The 17,614-nt window shown below is 70.9% G+C and carries 17 protein-coding genes; 8 read left to right on the top strand and 9 right to left on the bottom strand.

Features of this window, described 5'->3' with window-relative positions:
- Positions 1 to 3: 3 nt before the first annotated feature.
- Positions 4 to 2,757 carry a protein kinase domain-containing protein gene (locus MLG87_RS16135; RefSeq protein WP_341848585.1) on the bottom strand — a complete coding sequence of 918 codons (2,754 nt, stop codon included), beginning with the start codon at positions 2,755 to 2,757 and terminating at the stop codon, positions 4 to 6.
- Here MLG87_RS16135 and MLG87_RS09370 point away from each other — a divergent pair.
- The gene (locus MLG87_RS09370; RefSeq protein WP_243294917.1) at positions 2,653 to 4,191 is read left to right on the top strand and encodes a sigma 54-interacting transcriptional regulator; all 1,539 of its coding nucleotides are present in this window, start codon (positions 2,653 to 2,655) and stop codon (positions 4,189 to 4,191) included. The genes MLG87_RS16135 and MLG87_RS09370 overlap by 105 nt on opposite strands.
- A 30-nt stretch (positions 4,192 to 4,221) precedes the next feature.
- Positions 4,222 to 4,965 (top strand): YIP1 family protein, encoded by a 744-nt coding sequence (locus MLG87_RS09365; RefSeq protein WP_243294916.1) that lies wholly within the window; start codon positions 4,222 to 4,224, stop codon positions 4,963 to 4,965.
- Here the strand turns inward: MLG87_RS09365 and MLG87_RS09360 are convergent.
- Positions 4,925 to 5,614, bottom strand: coding sequence for an enoyl-CoA hydratase/isomerase family protein (locus MLG87_RS09360; RefSeq protein WP_243294915.1), 690 nt, complete (start codon positions 5,612 to 5,614; stop codon positions 4,925 to 4,927). The two genes, MLG87_RS09365 and MLG87_RS09360, sit on opposite strands and share 41 nt — an antisense overlap.
- Entirely contained in the window at positions 5,611 to 6,492 is an 882-nt protein-coding gene (locus MLG87_RS09355; RefSeq protein WP_243294914.1) for a tRNA (adenosine(37)-N6)-dimethylallyltransferase, read from the bottom strand. Before MLG87_RS09355 ends, MLG87_RS09360 begins: the two co-directional genes overlap by 4 nt.
- Before the next feature lie 142 nt (positions 6,493 to 6,634).
- On the opposite strand from MLG87_RS09355, the gene MLG87_RS09350 reads away from it, so the two are divergent.
- Positions 6,635 to 7,030, top strand: a complete 396-nt coding sequence (locus MLG87_RS09350) for a hypothetical protein (protein WP_243294913.1) — start codon at positions 6,635 to 6,637, stop codon at positions 7,028 to 7,030.
- 140 nt (positions 7,031 to 7,170) lie between these two features.
- On the opposite strand, the gene MLG87_RS09345 is transcribed toward MLG87_RS09350, so the two are convergent.
- Together MLG87_RS09345 and MLG87_RS09340 are read right to left on the bottom strand one after the other, a co-directional pair.
- The gene (locus MLG87_RS09345; protein WP_243294912.1) at positions 7,171 to 7,518 is read right to left on the bottom strand and encodes a hypothetical protein; all 348 of its coding nucleotides are present in this window, start codon (positions 7,516 to 7,518) and stop codon (positions 7,171 to 7,173) included.
- Positions 7,515 to 8,300: an NRDE family protein gene (locus MLG87_RS09340; protein ID WP_243294911.1), complete on the bottom strand. Its 786-nt coding sequence runs from the start codon at positions 8,298 to 8,300 to the stop codon at positions 7,515 to 7,517. Before MLG87_RS09340 ends, MLG87_RS09345 begins: the two co-directional genes overlap by 4 nt.
- A gap of 113 nt (positions 8,301 to 8,413) precedes the next feature.
- Between MLG87_RS09340 and MLG87_RS09335 the strand changes: the two genes are divergently transcribed.
- Positions 8,414 to 9,130: a hypothetical protein gene (locus MLG87_RS09335; RefSeq protein WP_243294910.1), complete on the top strand. Its 717-nt coding sequence runs from the start codon at positions 8,414 to 8,416 to the stop codon at positions 9,128 to 9,130.
- A 6-nt stretch (positions 9,131 to 9,136) separates the two neighbouring features.
- On the opposite strand, the gene purF is transcribed toward MLG87_RS09335, so the two are convergent.
- Both purF and MLG87_RS09325 read right to left on the bottom strand, forming a co-directional pair.
- Entirely contained in the window at positions 9,137 to 10,507 is a 1,371-nt protein-coding gene (gene purF / locus MLG87_RS09330; RefSeq protein ID WP_243294909.1) for an amidophosphoribosyltransferase, read from the bottom strand.
- A gap of 95 nt (positions 10,508 to 10,602) precedes the next feature.
- Entirely contained in the window at positions 10,603 to 11,190 is a 588-nt protein-coding gene (locus MLG87_RS09325) for a hypothetical protein (RefSeq protein ID WP_243294908.1), read from the bottom strand.
- Between the two features lie 35 nt (positions 11,191 to 11,225).
- Here MLG87_RS09325 and MLG87_RS09320 point away from each other — a divergent pair, with 35 nt between their 5' ends.
- On the top strand, positions 11,226 to 11,876 hold the full coding sequence (locus MLG87_RS09320; protein ID WP_243294907.1) for an HAD family hydrolase: 651 nt from the start codon (positions 11,226 to 11,228) through the stop codon (positions 11,874 to 11,876).
- 63 nt (positions 11,877 to 11,939) lie between these two features.
- Here MLG87_RS09320 and MLG87_RS09315 read toward each other — a convergent pair whose 3' ends face one another.
- Positions 11,940 to 12,485, bottom strand: a complete 546-nt coding sequence (locus MLG87_RS09315; RefSeq protein ID WP_243294906.1) for a TlpA family protein disulfide reductase — start codon at positions 12,483 to 12,485, stop codon at positions 11,940 to 11,942.
- A gap of 61 nt (positions 12,486 to 12,546) precedes the next feature.
- On the opposite strand from MLG87_RS09315, the gene MLG87_RS09310 reads away from it, so the two are divergent.
- From MLG87_RS09310 to MLG87_RS09300, 3 genes are all read left to right on the top strand, one after another.
- Positions 12,547 to 13,389 carry a sulfurtransferase gene (locus MLG87_RS09310; RefSeq protein ID WP_243294905.1) on the top strand — a complete coding sequence of 281 codons (843 nt, stop codon included), beginning with the start codon at positions 12,547 to 12,549 and terminating at the stop codon, positions 13,387 to 13,389.
- Positions 13,390 to 13,497: 108 nt separating this feature from the next.
- Positions 13,498 to 14,688, top strand: coding sequence for an MDR family MFS transporter (locus MLG87_RS09305; protein WP_243294904.1), 1,191 nt, complete (start codon positions 13,498 to 13,500; stop codon positions 14,686 to 14,688).
- A gap of 42 nt (positions 14,689 to 14,730) precedes the next feature.
- Complete coding sequence (locus tag MLG87_RS09300; protein WP_243294903.1) at positions 14,731 to 15,954, top strand: ABC transporter permease; 1,224 nt, start codon at positions 14,731 to 14,733, stop codon at positions 15,952 to 15,954.
- A gap of 6 nt (positions 15,955 to 15,960) precedes the next feature.
- Here MLG87_RS09300 and MLG87_RS09295 read toward each other — a convergent pair whose 3' ends face one another.
- A complete protein-coding gene (locus MLG87_RS09295; RefSeq protein WP_243294902.1) occupies positions 15,961 to 17,598 on the bottom strand; it encodes an acyl-CoA synthetase in 1,638 nt (545 codons plus the stop codon).
- Positions 17,599 to 17,614: the final 16 nt, after the last annotated feature.

Genomic DNA, 17,614 nt, shown 5'->3' with positions numbered 1-17,614 from the left:
CGCTCAGCGGAAGGCGGGGTCCTGCTGGGCGACCCGGCGCTTGCCGGGATGCAGGCGGTCCGCCAGCTCCAGCAGGTCCCGGGCCTCGGCCACGTTCCCCAGCTTCGCGGCCATGCGGGCCATGAAATAGAGGTTCACCGAGAGCACCCGCCGCTCGTTGTGCTTCTTGGCCGCCAGATCCGAGGCGAGGACCTTCTGCCGGTGGGCCTCGAACAGGGCCAGGGCTCCGGCGAAGTCCCCGGCGAGGGCCTTCCTCAGCCCCGCCAGCAGGACGGTGCTGGAGTGGTCCGGAGGCCAGGCCCCTTCCAGCTCCCGCAGGTAGCCTTCAGCGGTGCCGGTGTCCTGCAGGTCCCAGGCCGCATAGACCATGAGGCTGCGCAGGACGTTGGAGCCCGGCACCTCCCGGAGGCCCGCCCGCAGCCGGAGTTCGGCTTCCGCTGACCGGCCCATCCACAGCAGGGCGTCGGCGGCGGTGACATAGGCGTACTCGGCCGCGGGGCGCAGGGCGATGGCGCGATCCGCATGCTGGAGCGCCGCCGCCAGGTCGCCTTCGTTCTGCAGCAGCACCCCGTAGCGGTGGTGGGCCTGCCAGCCTTCCGGAAAGAGCTCCAGGGACTTCTCGAAGTAGCGGCGGGCGGCCGCGTGGTTGTCCGCCCCCTCCAGCCCGGCGAAGACATCCGCCAGCACGTCATAGGCCCGGTGGTCGGCCGGATCCAGGCGCACGGCCTGGAGCGCCGAACGGCTGGCGCCCTCCAGATCTCCTAGGCGCAGGAGGATGGAGCCCAGGGCCCGGTAGGCCTGCGAGGCGCCGGGATCCAGGGCGATGGCGGCCTCGGCGGCCGCCTTCCCCTGGCGCAGCAGGGCCTGCCCCTCCGCGAAGCGTCCCTGGCTGAGGGCGCGGGTGGCGCCCAGCTCCGCCAGGGTCCAGGCGTACTCGGCGCGTGCCGGCGCGTAATCCGGTTCGATCTCGATGGCGGACTGCAGGAGCGAGTTGGCCAGCTGGACCGAATCCTGGTTGCCCTCAGTGAGCACCTGCTGCGCCTTGGTGTAGAGCTCCCGGGTGCGGGGGTTCCGGGCCTGGATCCTGGGCGCGCCGGCCTCGCCGGCCAGGCCCATCTCCTGCGGCAGGCGCTGCTGCAGCTCGTCCTCGATCTTCAGGAGGTCCCCCACGGGACGGTCGAGCTGGAACTGGTGCGTGGTGGCTCCCTGGGTGGCGTCCACCACCCGCACGCCCATGCGGATCTGCCCGCCCACCACCTGGAAGCTGCCCAGCACCAGCAGCTCGGCCTTGAGCTGGCGCCCCAGCTCGCCCAGGGCCTTCGGGGCCCGCCCCGGCGTGTCGCCCAGCTGGTTCATGGCCTCCACCACCCGCAGGCGGTCCACCACCAGCATGTCCTCCCGCCGGACGAGCCCGTAGGCCATGGCGTCGGCGAAGCTGTTGCTGAGCCAGGCATGTTCCGCGTCGGGCTGCAGCTGCTCCAAGGGCAGGATGGCCACCACGCGTCGGCCCCTGGTGAAATCCATCCGGGAGGCCCGTCGCGCCTCGCCCAGCCCCGTGGCCAGGGCCCGGCGCACCAGCAGCCCGCTGACGACCCCTCCCACCACCAGCACCAGCGCCGCCGACACCAGCAGCCACCGGCGCCGGGTCCGCTGGATCCGCACCGCCGACAGGCTGAGGTGCGGGATGGTGGCCGTGGGATTGTCCTCGGCCAGTCCGGCGGCCAGGGCCTGGAGATTGGGGAAGCGGTCCTTGGCGGACTTGGCCATCAGGCGGTGGATGGCGTCCTGGAGGGTGCGGGGAAGGTCGGGTCGAAGCTCCGACAGGGGCCGAGGCTCGTCCCGCGTCACCGCGTAGAGCGTGTCCACCAGGCTGGCCCGGCGGAAGGGGTGGGTCGCCGTGGCCAGCTCGTAGAGCACCACGCCCAGGCTGAACTGGTCGGACTGGCCCGTGAGCGGCTGGCCGTTGGCCTGCTCCGGGCTCATGTAGGCCGGCGTGCCCTGGCTGTAGCCCGGCGCCGTGCTTTCCACCAGGGTCATGTGGTGGGAGGTCTGGCCCATGGGAAGGTCCTCGACCCCGCGGCGCGCGATGCCGAAATCCAGGATCTTGAGCTGGCCATCGTCCGTGAGCAGCATGTTCTCGGGCTTGATGTCCCGGTGGACGATCCCCTTCTGGTGGGCGTGGAAGAGGGCCGAGGCCGCCTGACGCGCCAGGTCCTGGAGGGCGCTCCCATCCAGGGGGTGGCCCACCAGGGTGCGGAGGGTCTGCCCCTCCACCAGCTCCATGGCGATGTAGGGGGTGCCGTCCACCTCCCCGGCGTCGTAGATGTGGGCGATGTTCGGGTGGTTGAGCTGGCAGGCCAGCTTGGCCTCGCCGATGAGCGCCTTGCGGCGCAGGTCGTCGGCATCTTTGAGGATCTTGAGAGCCACTTCCCGCTCGAGGCGCAGGTCCAGGGCCTTCCAGACCTCGCCCATGGCTCCTTCGCCCAGCCGGGCAAGCAGACGGTAGGAACCGAAATGTGAGGCGTCAGAGGTCAAGCGTGTCCTTGCGGAGGTAAGGCAGTATACCGATCGGACTAGGCGAGGGATTAGCTCCCGGTCGACCGGCGGGTTGACTGAATTCTCGAAATCTCGAGAATCGTACGGGAGGTGCCCGTGGCCGCGCTGGATCTCGAGACTGCCCTCACCGGAGCCCGGCTGGTGGAAGAGGCAGGCGCCCTCCTCACCCTCGGCGAAGAGCCGGAGCGCATGGTGGCCCACGCCTTCGAGCGTCTGGGCCAGCTGGTGCCCTACGATCTGGCCACCGTCCTGCTCCGGGAGGGGGAAGCCGTCCGGGTGGCCTACGCCGTGGGTCCCCTGGCCACGCCCCAGCTCGCGAAGGCCCTCATCCCCGTCCGGGGCAACCTCCGCCTGCTGAACGCGCTCAAGGCCCGGTCCAAGCCCGCCACCTTCGAAGAGGAGGATCCCGGCGAGGACACCTTCCACGGCCTCCTCGACATGCCCCGCGGCCACAGCTGCCTGGTGGCCCCCCTGCGCAGCCAGGGCGAGACCTTCGGCCTCATGACCCTGGACGCCATGGTGTGCCGCCAGTACCCCGAGAGCGTGCTGCATCATGTGGGCGTCTTCGCCTCGCTGTTGGCGCTGGGCATCAAGCAGGCCGAACACCTGGGCCGCCTGGCCGAACGGGAGCGGAGCCTGGCCGAGGAGGTCAGCTACTTCCGGGAGGTCCAGCGTCGGGATGTCCTGCAGGAGCCCCTGCGGGCCGAGAGTCCCGCCATGCGCGCCATCCTGGACCAGCTGAGGCAGGTGGCCCCCACGGTGACCACGGTGCTCGTCACCGGCGAGACCGGCACGGGCAAGGAGAAGGTGGCCCAGACTCTCCACCATCTCTCGCCCCGCCGCGAGCGGCCCTTCATCAAGGTGAACTGCAGTGCCCTGCCCGCGACGCTCATCGAGTCCGAGCTGTTCGGCCACGTGAAGGGGGCCTTCAGCGGCGCCGCGTCGGCGCGGAAGGGGAGGTTCGAGCTGGCGGACGGCGGCACCCTCTTCCTGGACGAGATCGGCGACCTGCCCCTGGACCTCCAGCCCAAGCTGCTGCGGGCCATCCAGGAGAAGGAGATCGACCCGCTGGGCGCCGAGAAGCCCCGGAAGGTGGACGTGCGCCTGGTGGCGGCCACCCACACGGACCTGCGCAAGGCCGTGGCCGAGGGGCGGTTCCGCGAGGACCTCTTCTATCGCCTCAGCGTGTTTCCCATCCACCTCCCGCCCCTGCGCGAGCGACCCGGCGACATCGCCGCCCTGGCGGAGAGCTTCCTCGACAAGTTCGCCCGGGAGAACCGCCGCGCGGCCATCCACCTGCCGGCCCCGGTCCTGGAGCAGCTGGAGGCCTACCCATGGCCCGGCAACGTGCGGGAGCTGAACAACGTCCTCGAGCGGGCCGCCATCCTCTCGACGGGCCGGGAGCTGCGGCTGCCTCCCGGCGCCCTGGCCTCGCGCGGAGGCGCCGAGAAAGCAGGACGTCCCCACACCTGGGAGGCCCAGGAGCGGGCCTACCTGGAGCGGCTGCTCCACCACACCCGCGGCAAGATCGCCGGCGCCGACGGCGCGGCGACGGTCGCCGGCCTGGCCCCCTCCACCCTGCTCTCGCGCCTGGAGAAACTGGGCCTCAGGCCCAAGGACTTCAAGGAATCGTGATAGGTTAGGCACTCCCCTCCGGAGCGACGGATGAGCGACATCCCAGGCCCGACCGATCCCCTGACACCGCTGGACGCGCCGCCTTCCCCTGACCCGGGGCCGGCCTCAGCTCAGACTCCGACCGCCCTCCGCCCGATCCCCTTCGAGGACCTCGAAGCCATCCCCGGCTTCTGGGCCCGGGTGGGCGCCATGTTCCGGCTGGTCTTCAGCAACCCCATGGAGCTCTTCGACCGGGTTCCGACCACCGGCGGCCTCGGCGCGCCGTGGCGATTCCTCCTCCTGATGTCGGTCCCCGTCTTCCTCATCACGGCCCTGCTGTTCTTCCTCCTCGGCATGGGCATCATGGTCGCGGCTCTGGAAGAGGCCGGAAAACCCGAAGGCCGGGTCATCGCCGCCGCCATGCCCCTCGTCTTCGGCGCCCTGCTGCTGCTCATGCCCCTCTTCACCTTCTTGGGCATGGTCGTCTTCGGCGCCCTGAGCCACGCCTTCCTCTGGATGTGGGGCGGCCTCAAGCCCGGGGTGGGCGTGGGCCAGAGCATCCGCGCCTACGGCTACGCCTCGGCCTTCATCCAGCTCGGCGCCTGGATTCCCACCCTCGGTTTCCTGATCCAGATCGCCGGCCTGGTCGTGATCGGAATGGGCCTGGCGCGGATGCACAAGACGGAGGCCTGGCGCGGGATCTGCGCCGTGCTGACGCCGCTCCTGCTCATCTGCTGCTGCGGCTTCATGCTCATCATGGCCGTCCCTGCGGTCCTCGCGGCGGTGGGGCGGTAGCCTCGAGCCAGGCCCGCACGGCCGGACCCGCCGAGTCCGCCTCCAGCACCCGATGGACCGCGCCGGCGGCCAGGGCCTCGGCCGCGTCCCAGGTCTCGAAATGCCGGAACAACCGGTCCGCGCCGTCGCGGCCCAGGATCTCCGGCAGGCGGACGGTTCCGCCGAAGCCGGTCAGGATGCCATGCTTCGCCGCGGGGTGCGCCAGGCGGAGGCCGCCCTTGCCCGTGGCGGGATCCGCCGCCACCGCCCAGCGTTCCTGGCCGTGCAGGGCCAGGTCGCAGCCGCCGCCCATGGCCACGCCCGAGATCAGCGTGAGGGTGCGCCAGCCGGGCCAGAGCAGGTGGTTCATCACGCGCTGGCCCCGGCGCGAGAAGGGCTCCGCGGACATGGGGTCGAGGGCGCCTACTTCATGGAGGTCCGCCCCCGCCGTGAAGTGATGGCCCCGGCCCGTCATCCAGGCGGAGCCGCTGAGGGCCACCCGGCGCGTGCCACCGCCCCGCAGCTCGACGAAGAGGCGGTCCAGGGCCACCAGCAGGTCACTGTGGAGGCGGTTGAGGCCGTCACCGGAGCGCAGTCCGATCCAGGCCCAGTCCGCGCCGCGCAGCAGGTCCAGGGAGGTGCGCCCCTCGTGCCAGGCGGTCGGCGTCATGCCAGCCCCAGCCGGGCGAAGGCCGCTTCCAGGGGCTCGGCGTCGGGATCCCACGCGGGCGCCCCGGGCAGCTGGTTGCGGAACCAGGTGGCCTGCCGCTTGGCGTAGGCCTGGGTCTCCTGCACCACGGCGGCCTGGAGAGTCGCGGGATCGCCCCCGGCCATCCAGGCCGCGTAGCCCAGGGGCCTCAGCGCCTCGAGGTCGCCCCGGTGGCCCGCGGCCACCAGGCCCGCCACCTCCCGTGGCCAGCCCGCGGCCACCTGGGAGGCCACCCGCTCAGCGACGCGCTCCCGCTGGCGCTCGCGCCCCGGCGCGACCACCAGCACCCGCCAGCCCGCGGGAACGCCTGTGTCCGGGCCGGACAGGAAGCTCGAGGGGGCCTGGCCGGAAGCGAGATGGAGGGCCAAGGCGCGCTGGACCCGGGCGCTGTCGTTGGGATGGAGGGCCGCGGCCCGGGCAGGGTCCACCGCCGCCAGGAAGCGATGCAGCGCGGGCGTGCCGAGGGTCGCGCCCCAGCGCCGCACGCGATCCACCAGGATGGCCGGCACGTCCGGCAGGGCGCTGAGCTGGTCCCAGATGCCCCTCAGGTACAGCCCCGAGCCCGTCACCAGCACCGGCTCGCGGCAGGCCGAGAGCCGCTCCCGCACCCAGGCGCCGAAGGCCGTGGGGTTGGGGCGGGTCGAGAGGGGCAGTTCCCCGTAGCCCAGGTGGGGCACCCCGCCTCGCTCCACCTCGTCCGGCTGGCCGGTGCCGATGGCGAGGCCGGCGATGGCCTGATAGGGGTCCCCATTCACCACGGTGCCGCCGACGCGCCGGGCCACAGCCACGGCCACGGCGGACTTGCCGGAGGCCGTGGGTCCCAGGATCGCGATGGGCATGGGTTGAAGCTATCAGCTATCAGCCGTCAGCTCTCCGTGAAAGCAGGGGGCGGCCACTCGCAGCTGACAGCTGATAGCCGATAGCTGATAGCTGATAGCTGCCCCCTGGGAACCTTCGGAGCCCACGGCTCACACCAAGGCCATGCGCCACCTGGTCTGCCTCTGCCTCGCCTCCAGCCTCCTGGCCGGGGGGAAGCCCGCCTCCGAGGTGCCCGAGCCCGGAAAGAACCGGGCCTTCCTGTCGCGGATCACGGGTGACAGCGAGGGCGGGGCCCGTCCCTGGCATACCTACAAGGCCCCCCCGGAATCAGCTTCCGCCGTGGTGGAGGTCATCGGCGAGCTCACCCGGGAGGAGCTCCGTCAGGTCGCCTTCCAGGAGTTCATCGTCTGGTTCCGGGAGGACCTCCGTCGCTTCCTGAAAGCCCATGGCGGCGTCCTGCCCGAACCCACCAGCCTGGCCTCCGCCACCCTGCCCGTGGACCGGTTCGGCGGCAACCCCGTGCCCCGGAACGTGCCTCTCGGCCGCGCGAGCTTCTGATCACCCTTCCCGTGGAAAAAGCGGAACGCGAAGACCGCGAAGCCGCCTCCGGCGGAGCGAAGGACTTCCCCATTTGAACCACCCTTCGCGCCCTTCGCCTCCTTAGCGCCCATCGCGTTCTTCATTTCTGTTCGGGCCGTCTACTCCATGAGCCTCGGCAGCAGCAGGGCGGCCTGGTCGCGGGCCAGGCGGGCGGCCTCCAGGGCGTTGCGGGCCGCGTCTTCGGGGGACTGGCGGGGCGTGAGCAGGGCCTCCAGCTGGCCCCGGAGACGGGCGGTCTCCCCTTCCGGATCGGGGAGGTGGCGCTGGGCCGCCGTCTCGAAGACCGCCAGGAAGCACTGGATGGCATCGCAAGCGGCTGAGACGATGGCCCCGCTATGCCGGCGGTCGATGTCCAGGGCCAGGGCCGCGGCCAGGAAGCGCAGGCCATCCTCGAAGCGGTCCTGGGAGGGGTTCGAGGGCCCCGATCCGCTCATGGATCCGCTCATGGCTGACCGCCTGCGGGGGCGGCGGTCCAGCGGGTGTCCGTGCGCCCGGCGAGCTGGCCCGCGGGATCGAAGCGCCATTCCCTGAACCGCACCGCGCCGTCCCTTCCCAGGGTGGCGATCGTCGTGCAGCGGGTTCCGTAGGCCGGATCGACGATGAAGGCCGGCGACAGCTTGCGCTCCAACTCCAGGCCCACGCCGGTGTCCGGCAGGTCGGCATCGGCGGCGGGCGTCGGATCCGCCAGCGCGGCCAGGAGGGGCGCCTCGTCACCGTTCCCGGAGGCCACCCAGGCCGTCATGGCCCGCCTGAGTCTCTCGGTCTTGGGCCAGGGCGTGTCCAGGTCCGCGTTGGAGACCACATGCACCCCCGGCGGCACCTCCCGCGAGATGAACCGCGGGTGGTTGTTCAGGTAGCGCAGGTCCGTCCCGTCCCAGAGCAGCAGGTTGAATCCGGCGAAGGCCATGGCCCGCTCGCGGAGCTCGTCGGCGAAGGCCCGGGCCGGCTGTTGGCCACGCACGAAGGAGGCCACCAGCCCGCCCCGCGACGGCGCGCCGGGGTCCGGCGCCACCATGCGCCTCACGTTGGTGACACAGGCCAGGCGGCCCCGCTTCGACAGGGCCAGCCAGCTGCCGCCCTGGGACAGGTCGCGGCCCCCGAACACCTCGGGGGCGTCCTCCCAGGGGCCGGCGGGGGCCGTGGGACGCGCGTGGTACTCGTCGCGGTTGGCGGCGATGACGAGCTCGAAGTCGGGATGGGCGCGGTAGGCGAGCGCGATGAGGCACATGGCTTCCCATCATAGGCCCCATGCCCCGGTTCAATCCCCCGCTCAGCCCCGCCTCAACCTCTGGCTCAACCCCTGAGAGGGCCCCCCGTAATCCTCCCATCCGAGGTGATTCCATGCGTCCTGGCCTGCCCTTGCCCCTGGCCCTGCTGCTCTGCGGCGCCCTGCTCCGGGCCGACGGCCTTTCGGACCTGAAGGCCGCGCTCAAGGGCCTGCCGGCTCCGGCGAAGGTCAAGGTGAAGGTGGAGGCGGAGAGCCTCGAACGGGAGTCCGGTAAGGACAGCACGGAACGCCGGACCACCGTGGTGGAGGATGGCTCGGAGGGGCTGCGGATCCTGGAGGACAGCCGCCCCGCGGCCGCCCCGGCGAAGGCGAAGGAGAAAGGAGGCGCCCGGGCCCCGGGAGCGGCTAAGAAGGGCTCCGGCGAATTCCACGACGAGCTGCGGCCCGCCGAGGGCCTGCTGGAGCAGCTGGAGAAGGCGCGGCTGCTGGAGGAGAAGGCCGAGGCCTACGAGGGCCGGCCCGCCCGCCGACTGCGGCTGGCCATGGACCTGGACCTGGACGCCGAGGCCCGCAGCCACCTGAAGAAGGCCGACTACGAGGCCACGGTCTGGATCGGACCCGACGGCCTGCCCCTGGCCATGGATCACCGCATCGAGGTCCGGGCGCGGGTGCTGCTCCTCGCCAGCGTCTGGACGAAGGTCGACATCCGGCGCCGCTTCCAGCGCGTCCAGAACCGGCTGCTGGTGCTCGACGAGCACGCCGACGTCCAGGGCGCGGCCCTGGGGAAATCCTTCAGCGCGAAGGAGACCACCCGCTGCACCGTGCTGTGACCCAGGCTAGGCCTTCGGCTCAGGCACCACCGGATAGTCGCCCGTGAAGCAGGCGTAGCAGTATCCATGGCCGTCATCGCCCATGCAGGATTCCAGGTCCTTCAGGTCCAGGTAGCCTAGGCTGTCGGCCTCCACGAAGCCCTCGATCTCCTTCAGCGACATGTACGACGCGATGAGGTGCTGCCGCTTGGGCGTGTCGATGCCGTAGAAGCAGGAATGCGTCGTGGGCGGGCAGGCGATGCGCATGTGCACTTCCTTGGCGCCGGCCTCGCGGACCATCTGAACGATCTTCTTGCTGGTGGTGCCGCGCACGATGCTGTCGTCCACCAGCACCACCCGCTTGCCCGCCAGCAGGTGCCGCACGGGGTTCAGCTTCACCTTCACGCCGAAGCTGCGGATGGTCTGCTTGGGCTCGATGAAGGTGCGGCCCACGTAGTGGTTGCGGATGATGCCGAAGTCGAAGGGGATGCCGGACTGCTCGGAGTAGCCCAGGGCCGCGCTCACGCCGCTGTCGGGCACGGGCACGATGAGATCCGCCTCCACGGGGTGGCGCAGGGCCAGGAGCCGTCCCATCTCGCGGCGGGCCACCATGACGCTCTTGCCGTACACCAGGGAATCGGGCCGGGCGAAGTAGATGTGCTCGAACACGCAGGGCTTCGGCTGGACCTTGGGCAGGGGGAAGACGGAGCGGAGCGTGCTGCCGTCCCGGGGCACCACCACCATCTCGCCGGGGGCCACGTCGCGGATGTAGGCCGCGCCCACCAGGTCGAAGGCGCAGGTCTCCGAGCTGAACACGGTGGTGCCATTCATGTGGCCCATGGCCAGGGGCCGGAATCCATGTGGATCCCGGGCCGCGATGAGGGTGTGGTCCGTGAGGATGAGCAGGGAGTACGCCCCCTCGGCCTGCCGGAGGGCCGAGACCACGGCGTCTTCCAGCGTGTCCGCCTGGGCCCGGTTGATGAGGGCCAGCAGCACCTCGGAATCCGAGGGGCTGGTGAAGGTGTGGCCGTCCGCGATCAGGGCGGCGCGCAGGGTCTCCGTGTTGGTCAGGTTCCCGTTGTGGCAGAGGGCCACCTGCCCGAAGCGGCCGTGGATGAGGAAGGGATGGGCCGCGGAGGCCACGTTGCCGCCGGTGGTGGAATAGCGCGTGTGGCCGATGGCCGCGTCGCCCGGCAGGGCATCCAGCACCGCTTCGGAGAACACGTCCGCCACGTAGCCCAGGGCCTTGTGCAGGTGCAGTCCCTCGGCGTCGCCGGAGCAGATGCCGGCCGCCTCCTGGCCCCGGTGCTGCAGGGCGTAGAGGCCCAGATAGGTCTGCCGCGAAGCTTCCGTCTGGGGACAGATCCCGAATACCCCGCACTCGTCCCTGAACGGCATGACCCCTCCGAGCCTTCCAGATTAAACCCTGGGGGCCCGAACACCCAGATCGGATGCCGAAGACCACGACCTTCAGTGGGATGCGTCCACCCCGGTCAGCGAACCGTGCTACCGTCCTCGAGGTCCTGGCGGGCCTCCTGGGCCCAGCTCCTCAGGGTGCTGAGCAGCACGGTCCCGGCCTCGGCGGGGGCCAGGGAACCGGAGCCGTCCAGGCTCTCCAGGTGCAGCTCGATCCGGGCCAGGTCGCCCTGCTCGAAGCGGGCGCTGAGGTCGCAGAGGGCCAGCAGGCCCGGCGCCACCTCCACCAGCACCGTGGAGGCGTGCAGCCCCTTGGGCATCTCCAGGCTCCAGACCGGCACGCTCCGGGCACCGAAACGCAGGGCGATGGGCTCCGCGTGGGTCTGCGGCGAGGGGCCCGCGAGATAGAGCAGGCGCTCGGCCCGGCCCAGGAGGAGCGCCTGGGAATAGGGCGTGCCCTGGCCGCGGTCCGCCTCCAGCCGCCAGCCGCCCATGCGGGGCTTCTTCACGCGGTTGTGGCTGGTGGTGCCTTCCGTGGCCACGAGGCGGAACCGGGTCTCCAGCGGCGCGGCCTCGCCGCGCAGCCACATCTGCATGCGGTACCGGAGCCCTTCCTGTGCCGCCGCGGGAAGGGAGAGAGCCAGAAGGAGCGCCAGTCGGATCAAGGAACCACCATCCTCACCATCGAGCATGCCATCTCATGCGATCCTGGGCCATGCCGCTCTGCTTCGACCTCGACGGGACCCTGGGCCACTTCAGTTCCGGATTCGTGCTGCTGAGGGAGGCCCTGGGCGATCTCTGGGGCGCGCCGCCCACCGCGGAGGACCTGGGCCGCTGCTCGGGCTCCACCGACTGGGAGATCGTGGACGAGCTGCACCGCATGCGCTTCGGCCGGGGGCTGGACGAAGCCGGCTACGAGGCCTACCAGGCCGCCTGCGTGGCCCGCTTCCGGGCGGCTTTCGCGCCCGGCGGACGGGAGGCCGTGGCCTATGGCGGCATCCTCGCCGCCCTGCACCGCCTGGCGGAGCGCCACGCCGTCTGGGTGGTCTCGGGCAACGCCCCGGATCTGTTGGCCTTCAAGGCCGACACCCTGGGCATCGACCCGGCCATCCCCCGCCTGGGCTCCCTGCCCCGCCACGACCGCGCGGATCTGCTGCGGCGGGCCCTCCTGGGCTGCCCCGGCCCCCACCTCTACGTCGGGGACCGCCCCCACGACCTGGCGGCCGCCCAGGCCGCGGGCCTGCCCTTCCTGGGCGTGGGGCCCGCCGTGCCGGGCGATCACGTCAGCCTTTCTCCGGATGCCGCACCCGAGCAGGTCATCGCGTCCGTGACCGAGCGGATGAGGGCCTGAAGCCCGAAAGTTCACCGGACCCCGGCCGGGCGCAAGGTTTCCCCGGCCCGGCGGCCGGCCATGTCAGCGACCCTGCAGGGCCTCGTCCAGCGCCTGCTTCGCCATGCCTTCGCCGTAGCCCGACCAGCGCTTCACCACCCGGCCCTCGCGGTCGATGATGAAGGTGGTGGGTATGCCGCGGACCTCGCCCAGGGGTTCCAGCCCCCCCCTTCCGTCGGGCACGAAGGCCTTGAGCCCCAGCTGGGGATTTTTTGAGAGGAAGGGCGTCACGTCGGCCCAGCCGTTCCGGTCCACCGAGATGGGCAGCACCACGTAGCGGTCGCCGCCGCTCCTCTGGAGCTCCGCCACTTCCGGCAGGGACTTGCGGCAGGGCGGGCACCAGGTGGCCCACACATCCACCAGCACCACCTTGCCCTTGTACTCGGCCACGGTGTGTCGCGTCCCCTCGGCGTCGAGGAAGGCCACCCGGCTCACGTCCGTGCCCGTGGACGCGCCGTCCCCACGGAGGGTCCGGAAGCCCATCACCCCCGCCAGCAGCAGGCCGCCGCCCACCAGGGCCACCGCGGCGGCCGTGCGCCAGCGCGATTCGGGGACGTAGGCATCGGACATGGGAACTCCCGCCATCAAGTCTTCAGGGTAATGTCCCGCTCCGGGACTTCATACTGGTTCGATGCCGCTGATCTCCGCTTCCGACCTCCGCGACCGCTTCGCCTCGATCCGCCTGCTGGACGCCCGCCAGGATCCCGCCGACTACGCGTCCGGCCACCTGCCTGGAGCCTTCCACGCGGACCTGAACCGCCAGCTCAGCGCGGCCAGCGATCTGGACCACGACCCGGCCCGGGGCGGGCGCCATCCTCTGCCGCCCCTGGCGCGCTTCGCCGCCCAGCTCGGCGCCTGGGGCATCGGACCGGACACCGAGGTGGTGGCCTACGACGCCGCGGGCGGAAGCAACGCCGCTGCCCGGCTCTGGTGGATGCTGCGGGCGCTGGGACATGAGCGGGTCGCCGTCCTGGACGGGGGCCTGCCCGCGGCCCTGGAGGCTGGCTTGACATTGACTGTCGACATTCCCACCGCGAGCACCCTTCCGCCCCATCCCGCGGACCGCTGGCGGCTGCCCCTGGTGGACGCGGAAGCGGTGGAGGCCATCCGCCGCGACCCCGCGAGGAAGCTGATGGACGCCCGCTCCCCCGAGCGCTGGCGCGGCGAGAACGAGACCCTCGACCCCGTTCCCGGCCACATCCCCGGATCCGTGAACCTCTACTGGGCCGACAACCTGGGCCCCGATGGCCGCTTCAAGTCCCCGGAGGCCCTGCGGGCCCAGTACGAGGCGGCCCTGGGCGGCGTGTCGCCGGATCGCCTGGCCATCCACTGCGGCAGCGGCGTCACCGCCTGCCACAACCTGCTGGCCATGGCCGTGGCCGGCCTCCCGGGCGCGGCCCTCTACGTGGGGAGCTGGAGCGAGTGGTGCCGGTCTTCACGAGAGAAAAGCGGGTCCGCGAAGGACACGAAGTGAAGAAGGCATGGCCACGAAGAAAGGCCGACGCAACCCGCTCCACCTGCCCCAATCTCCTTCGTGTTCTTGATTCATGTCTTGGTGCCCTTCGTGGAGATCATTAAATCTATGAATCCCTGGCGCGGCCTCCGGGGCCTCCCCCGCGAAGTGTGGCTGGTCTGCGCCAGCACGCTGGTGAACCGGCTGGGCACCATGGCCCTGCCCTTCCTGGTGCTCTACCTCACGGAGGCCCGCCGCTGGACGCCGGAGCAGGCGGCCTTCGGCATGATGGTCTACGGCACCGGCGCGCTGACGGCGGGCCCCTTCGCGGGCCGGCTGGCGGACCGGCTGGGCCACGTCCAGGTGCTGAAGGCCAGCCTCTGGATCTCCGGCGCGCTGATGCTGGTGCTTCCCTTCGCGGGCGCGCGTCCCCTCCTCTTCGTGCTCATCTTCCTCTGGGCGGCCTTCACCCAGGCCTTCTGGCCCAGCGCCATGGCCCTGCTGGCGGACCTCGCCGCGCCGGAGCAGCGCAAGGCGGTCTACGCCCTGCACCGGCTTTCGGTGAATCTGGGCATGGCCGTGGGCCCGGCCCTGGGCGGCGTCATCGCCCACCACAGCTACACCTGGGTGTTCTGGACCGACGGCCTCAGCACCCTGGCCGGCGCCGTGCTGCTGGGCCTGCTGTTCACCGCGGCTCCACGCCGGGCCGCTCCCCAGGGACATGCCCCGGGCGCGAGCCCCTGGCGGGACCGCCGCCTGGCCTTCCTGCTGCTGCCCTTCATCCCCATGCTGATGGTGTTCTTCCAGATCGAGGGCACGCTGCCGCTCTGGGTGGTGCGCGACCTGGGCCTGGGCAGCCGCTTCTACGGCCTGCTGTTCACGGTGAACACCCTGCTCATCGTGGCCCTGGAGGTGGCCCTCAACCTGGCCATGGCCCGCTGGTCCCACGGGCGGCAGCTCTTCCTGGGCTCGCTGTTCCTCGCCTTCGGCTTCGGCCTCACGGCCTGGGCCACGGGACACACCATGCTGATCCTCACCACGATGATCTGGACCTTCGGCGAGATGACCCTCTTCCCGGCCATGAGCGACGCCGTGGCCACCCTGGCCCCGCCAGATCGGCGGGGCGAGTACATGGGCCTGCTCTCGCTCTGCTTCGCCGTGGGCCTGGCCCTGGGCCCCTGGCTGGGCGTGCTGGCCTACGCCAAGGCCGGGCCGCGGGCCCTGTGGATCGCCACCTTCGGCATCTCCCTCGCCGCGGGCCTGATGCTGGCGAGGTTCCGGACGCCGGCGGCCCAGAAGGCGCCTGGACCGACCGACTAGAATGATCTCCAGAGCGAAGACAGTGGGATTCGGGAGGCGCCCATGGGGGTTCTCGAATTGCTCAAGGAAGCCCTGGTAGCCACGGCGCGGAACAAGCTCCGGGCCATGCTGACCATGCTCGGGATCATCATCGGCGTGGGCGCCGTCATCGCGATGATCGGCATCGGCGAGGGGTCCAAGCGGGCCTCGGTCGCGATCATCCGGAACATGGGCTCCAACATGCTGACCATCTTCCCCGGGGCCCCCGGCACCCACACCCACCATGGGCCCCAGGCCATGGGCAGCGCCGAGATCCTCAAGGAGGATGACGCCGCGCTGATCCAGACGGAGCTGCAGGATTCCAGCGTGCGGGCCGCGACGCCCCAGGTCCAGACCACGCGCCCGGTGATCTACCAGAACGCCACCTTCATCACCCATGTCCAGGGGACCGGGCCCGAGTTCCAGACCATCCGCGCCTGGGAACTGGAGGCCGGGCGCTTCTTCACCGAGGGCGAGGTGAGGGGCCAGGCCCTGGTCTGCGTCATCGGCCAGACCGTCAAGGTCACCCTCTTCCCGTACGGGGATGATCCGCTGGGGCAGACCATCCGCGTCGGCACGCTCCCCTTCCAGGTCGTCGGCCTGCTGGAGCGCAAGGGCGCCGGCATGTGGGGCGACCAGGATGACCTCGTCGTGGCCCCCTACACGACGGTGATGCGCAAGGTCATGGGACGGACCACCATCCAGCGGATCGTGGTCAGCGCGCACGAGGGCGAGACGGGCCTCGCCGAGGCGGAGATCACCGCCCTGCTCCGGCAGCACCTGAAGGTGCCCCTCAGCCAGGTGACGCCCTTCAACATCCGGAAGCAAGACGAGATGGTCCAGGCCATGGAGCGGCAGGCAGGCATCCTCACGGCCCTTCTCGCGGTCGCCGCAAGCATCTCCCTGGTGGTCGGCGGCATCGGCATCTCGAACATCATGCTCGTGAGCGTGACCGAGCGGACCCGGGAGATCGGCATGCGCCGGGCCGTGGGCGCCACGAGACGGGCCATCCTCTGGCAGTTCCTCTCGGAGACCGTGGCCCTCGCTGGGCTTGGCGGGGTCCTCGGCGTCGCGCTCGCCTTCGTGGCCATCGCCCTCCTGGCCCGTTTGCAGGTCCCGGCGGTCACGGAGGGATGGGCCATCCTGCTGGGCCTGGGCTTCAGTGGCGCAGTCGGCCTCGTGGCCGGCCTCCTGCCCGCGCTGAAAGCCGCCCGCCTGGATGTGATCGATGCGCTGAGATACGAGTGAGCGGGGCTACTTCAACGCCTCCGTCGACTTCATGCGCTGCCGCAGGACGTACTTCTGGATCTTGCCCGTGGAGGTCTTGGGAATGGGGCCGAAGACCACCATGGGCGGCACCTTGAAGCGCGCCAGGTGGGCCCGGCAGTGGGCGATGATGTCCTCCTCCTTCGTCGTGGCGCCATCCTTCAGCTCCACGAAGGCGCAGGGCACCTCGCCCCACTTGGGATCGGGCTTGGCCACGATGGCGGCCACCAGCACGTCGGGATGGCGGTAGAGCACGTCCTCCACTTCCAGCGAGGAGATGTTCTCGCCGCCGGAGATGATGATGTCCTTGCTGCGGTCCTTGATCTTCACGTAGCCGTCGGGCTCCAGCACCGCCAGGTCGCCAGTGTGGAACCAGCCGCCGGCGAAGGCCTCCTCCGTGGCGGCCGGGTTCTTGAGGTAGCCCTTCATGACGATGTTGCCGCGGAACATGATCTCGCCCATGGTCTGGCCGTCCGCGGGCACGGGCTGCATGGTGGCCGGATCCATCACGGTCATGGCCTCCTGCAGCAGGTAGGGGATGCCCTGGCGCCCGTTCAGGCGGGCGCGCTCGCCGAGGGGAAGGTCGGCCCACTCTTCCCGCTTCACGCAGACGCCCGCAGGACCGTAGGTCTCCGTGAGGCCGTAGACGTGGGTGATGCTGACGCCCAGCTTCTCCATGCCCTCGATGATGGCGGCCGGCGGAGCGGCCCCGGCCACGGCGGCGGACACCGGATGGCCCAGCCCCTCGGGAATGAGGTGGGCGGCGTTGATGAGCATGCCGAGAACCACGGGGGCGCCGCAGAAGTGGGTGACGCCGTGGCGCTGGATCAGCTCGAAGATGGCCTTGGGATCCACCTGGCGCAGGCAGACGTTGACACCCGAGAGAGCCGCCACGGTCCAGGGGAAGCACCAGCCGTTGCAGTGGAACATGGGCAGGGTCCACAGGTAGACCGAGTGGGGCGGCATGTTCCAGCTGAGGACGTTGGCCACGGCGTTGAGGTAGGCGCCCCGGTGGTGGTAGACCACGCCCTTGGGGTTCCCCGTGGTGCCCGAGGTGTAGTTGAGGGAGATGGCGTCCCACTCGTCCGCGGGCAGCCGCCACTCGAAGTCGGGATCGCCCTCCCGCAGGAACTGCTCGTACTCGATGGAACCCAGCAGGTCGCCCTTGGCCGCGGGATCGTCCACGTCCACCACCAGGATCTCCCGGCCCTCCAGCAGCTCCAGGGCGCGGCGGATGGTCGGGGCGAAGTCCCGGTCCGTGAGCAGCACCTTCGCCTCACCGTGCTTGAGCATGAAGGCGATGGATTCGGCATCAAGGCGGGTGTTGAGCGTGTTGAGCACGGCCCCGGCCATGGGCACGCCGAAGTGGGCCTCGAACATGGCGGGCACGTTGGGCAGCATGGCCGCCACGGTGTCCCCGGGCTTCACGCCGCGGCGGACCAGGGCCGAGGCCAGGCGCCGGCAGCGGGCGTAGGTCTCGGACCAGGTGATGGACCGGTCGCCGTGGACGATGGCCTTCTTGCGCGGGAAGACCATGGCGGCGCGCTCCATGAAGGTGAGCGGCGACAGCTGCACGTGGTTGGCCTGGTTCTTGTCTAGACCCGTGGCGAAGGGGTTGAGGCCCATGGTCATCCTCCAAGGG

It is taken from the genome of Geothrix mesophila, assembly GCF_022808835.1.
Taxonomy (GTDB): domain Bacteria; phylum Acidobacteriota; class Holophagae; order Holophagales; family Holophagaceae; genus Geothrix; species Geothrix paludis.
This window is presented reverse-complemented; position numbering and strand designations above follow the sequence as displayed.

What these genes read in the sequence shown, in the direction of transcription:
- MLG87_RS09365 (WP_243294916.1), top strand. Translation starts at nt 4,222, where the DNA reads ATGAGCGACATCCCAGGCCCGACCGATCCCCTGACACCGCTGGACGCG.
- MLG87_RS09340 (WP_243294911.1), bottom strand. Translation starts at nt 8,300, where the DNA reads ATGTGCCTCATCGCGCTCGCCTACCGCGCCCATCCCGACTTCGAGCTC.
- MLG87_RS09345 (WP_243294912.1), bottom strand. Translation starts at nt 7,518, where the DNA reads ATGAGCGGATCCATGAGCGGATCGGGGCCCTCGAACCCCTCCCAGGAC.
- MLG87_RS09350 (WP_243294913.1), top strand. Translation starts at nt 6,635, where the DNA reads ATGCGCCACCTGGTCTGCCTCTGCCTCGCCTCCAGCCTCCTGGCCGGG.
- purF (WP_243294909.1), bottom strand. Translation starts at nt 10,507, where the DNA reads ATGCCGTTCAGGGACGAGTGCGGGGTATTCGGGATCTGTCCCCAGACG.
- MLG87_RS09295 (WP_243294902.1), bottom strand. Translation starts at nt 17,598, where the DNA reads ATGGGCCTCAACCCCTTCGCCACGGGTCTAGACAAGAACCAGGCCAAC.
- MLG87_RS09360 (WP_243294915.1), bottom strand. Translation starts at nt 5,614, where the DNA reads ATGACGCCGACCGCCTGGCACGAGGGGCGCACCTCCCTGGACCTGCTG.
- MLG87_RS09300 (WP_243294903.1), top strand. Translation starts at nt 14,731, where the DNA reads ATGGGGGTTCTCGAATTGCTCAAGGAAGCCCTGGTAGCCACGGCGCGG.
- MLG87_RS09320 (WP_243294907.1), top strand. Translation starts at nt 11,226, where the DNA reads ATGCGATCCTGGGCCATGCCGCTCTGCTTCGACCTCGACGGGACCCTG.
- MLG87_RS09335 (WP_243294910.1), top strand. Translation starts at nt 8,414, where the DNA reads ATGCGTCCTGGCCTGCCCTTGCCCCTGGCCCTGCTGCTCTGCGGCGCC.
- MLG87_RS09310 (WP_243294905.1), top strand. Translation starts at nt 12,547, where the DNA reads ATGCCGCTGATCTCCGCTTCCGACCTCCGCGACCGCTTCGCCTCGATC.
- MLG87_RS09315 (WP_243294906.1), bottom strand. Translation starts at nt 12,485, where the DNA reads ATGTCCGATGCCTACGTCCCCGAATCGCGCTGGCGCACGGCCGCCGCG.
- MLG87_RS09305 (WP_243294904.1), top strand. Translation starts at nt 13,498, where the DNA reads ATGAATCCCTGGCGCGGCCTCCGGGGCCTCCCCCGCGAAGTGTGGCTG.
- MLG87_RS09355 (WP_243294914.1), bottom strand. Translation starts at nt 6,492, where the DNA reads ATGCCCATCGCGATCCTGGGACCCACGGCCTCCGGCAAGTCCGCCGTG.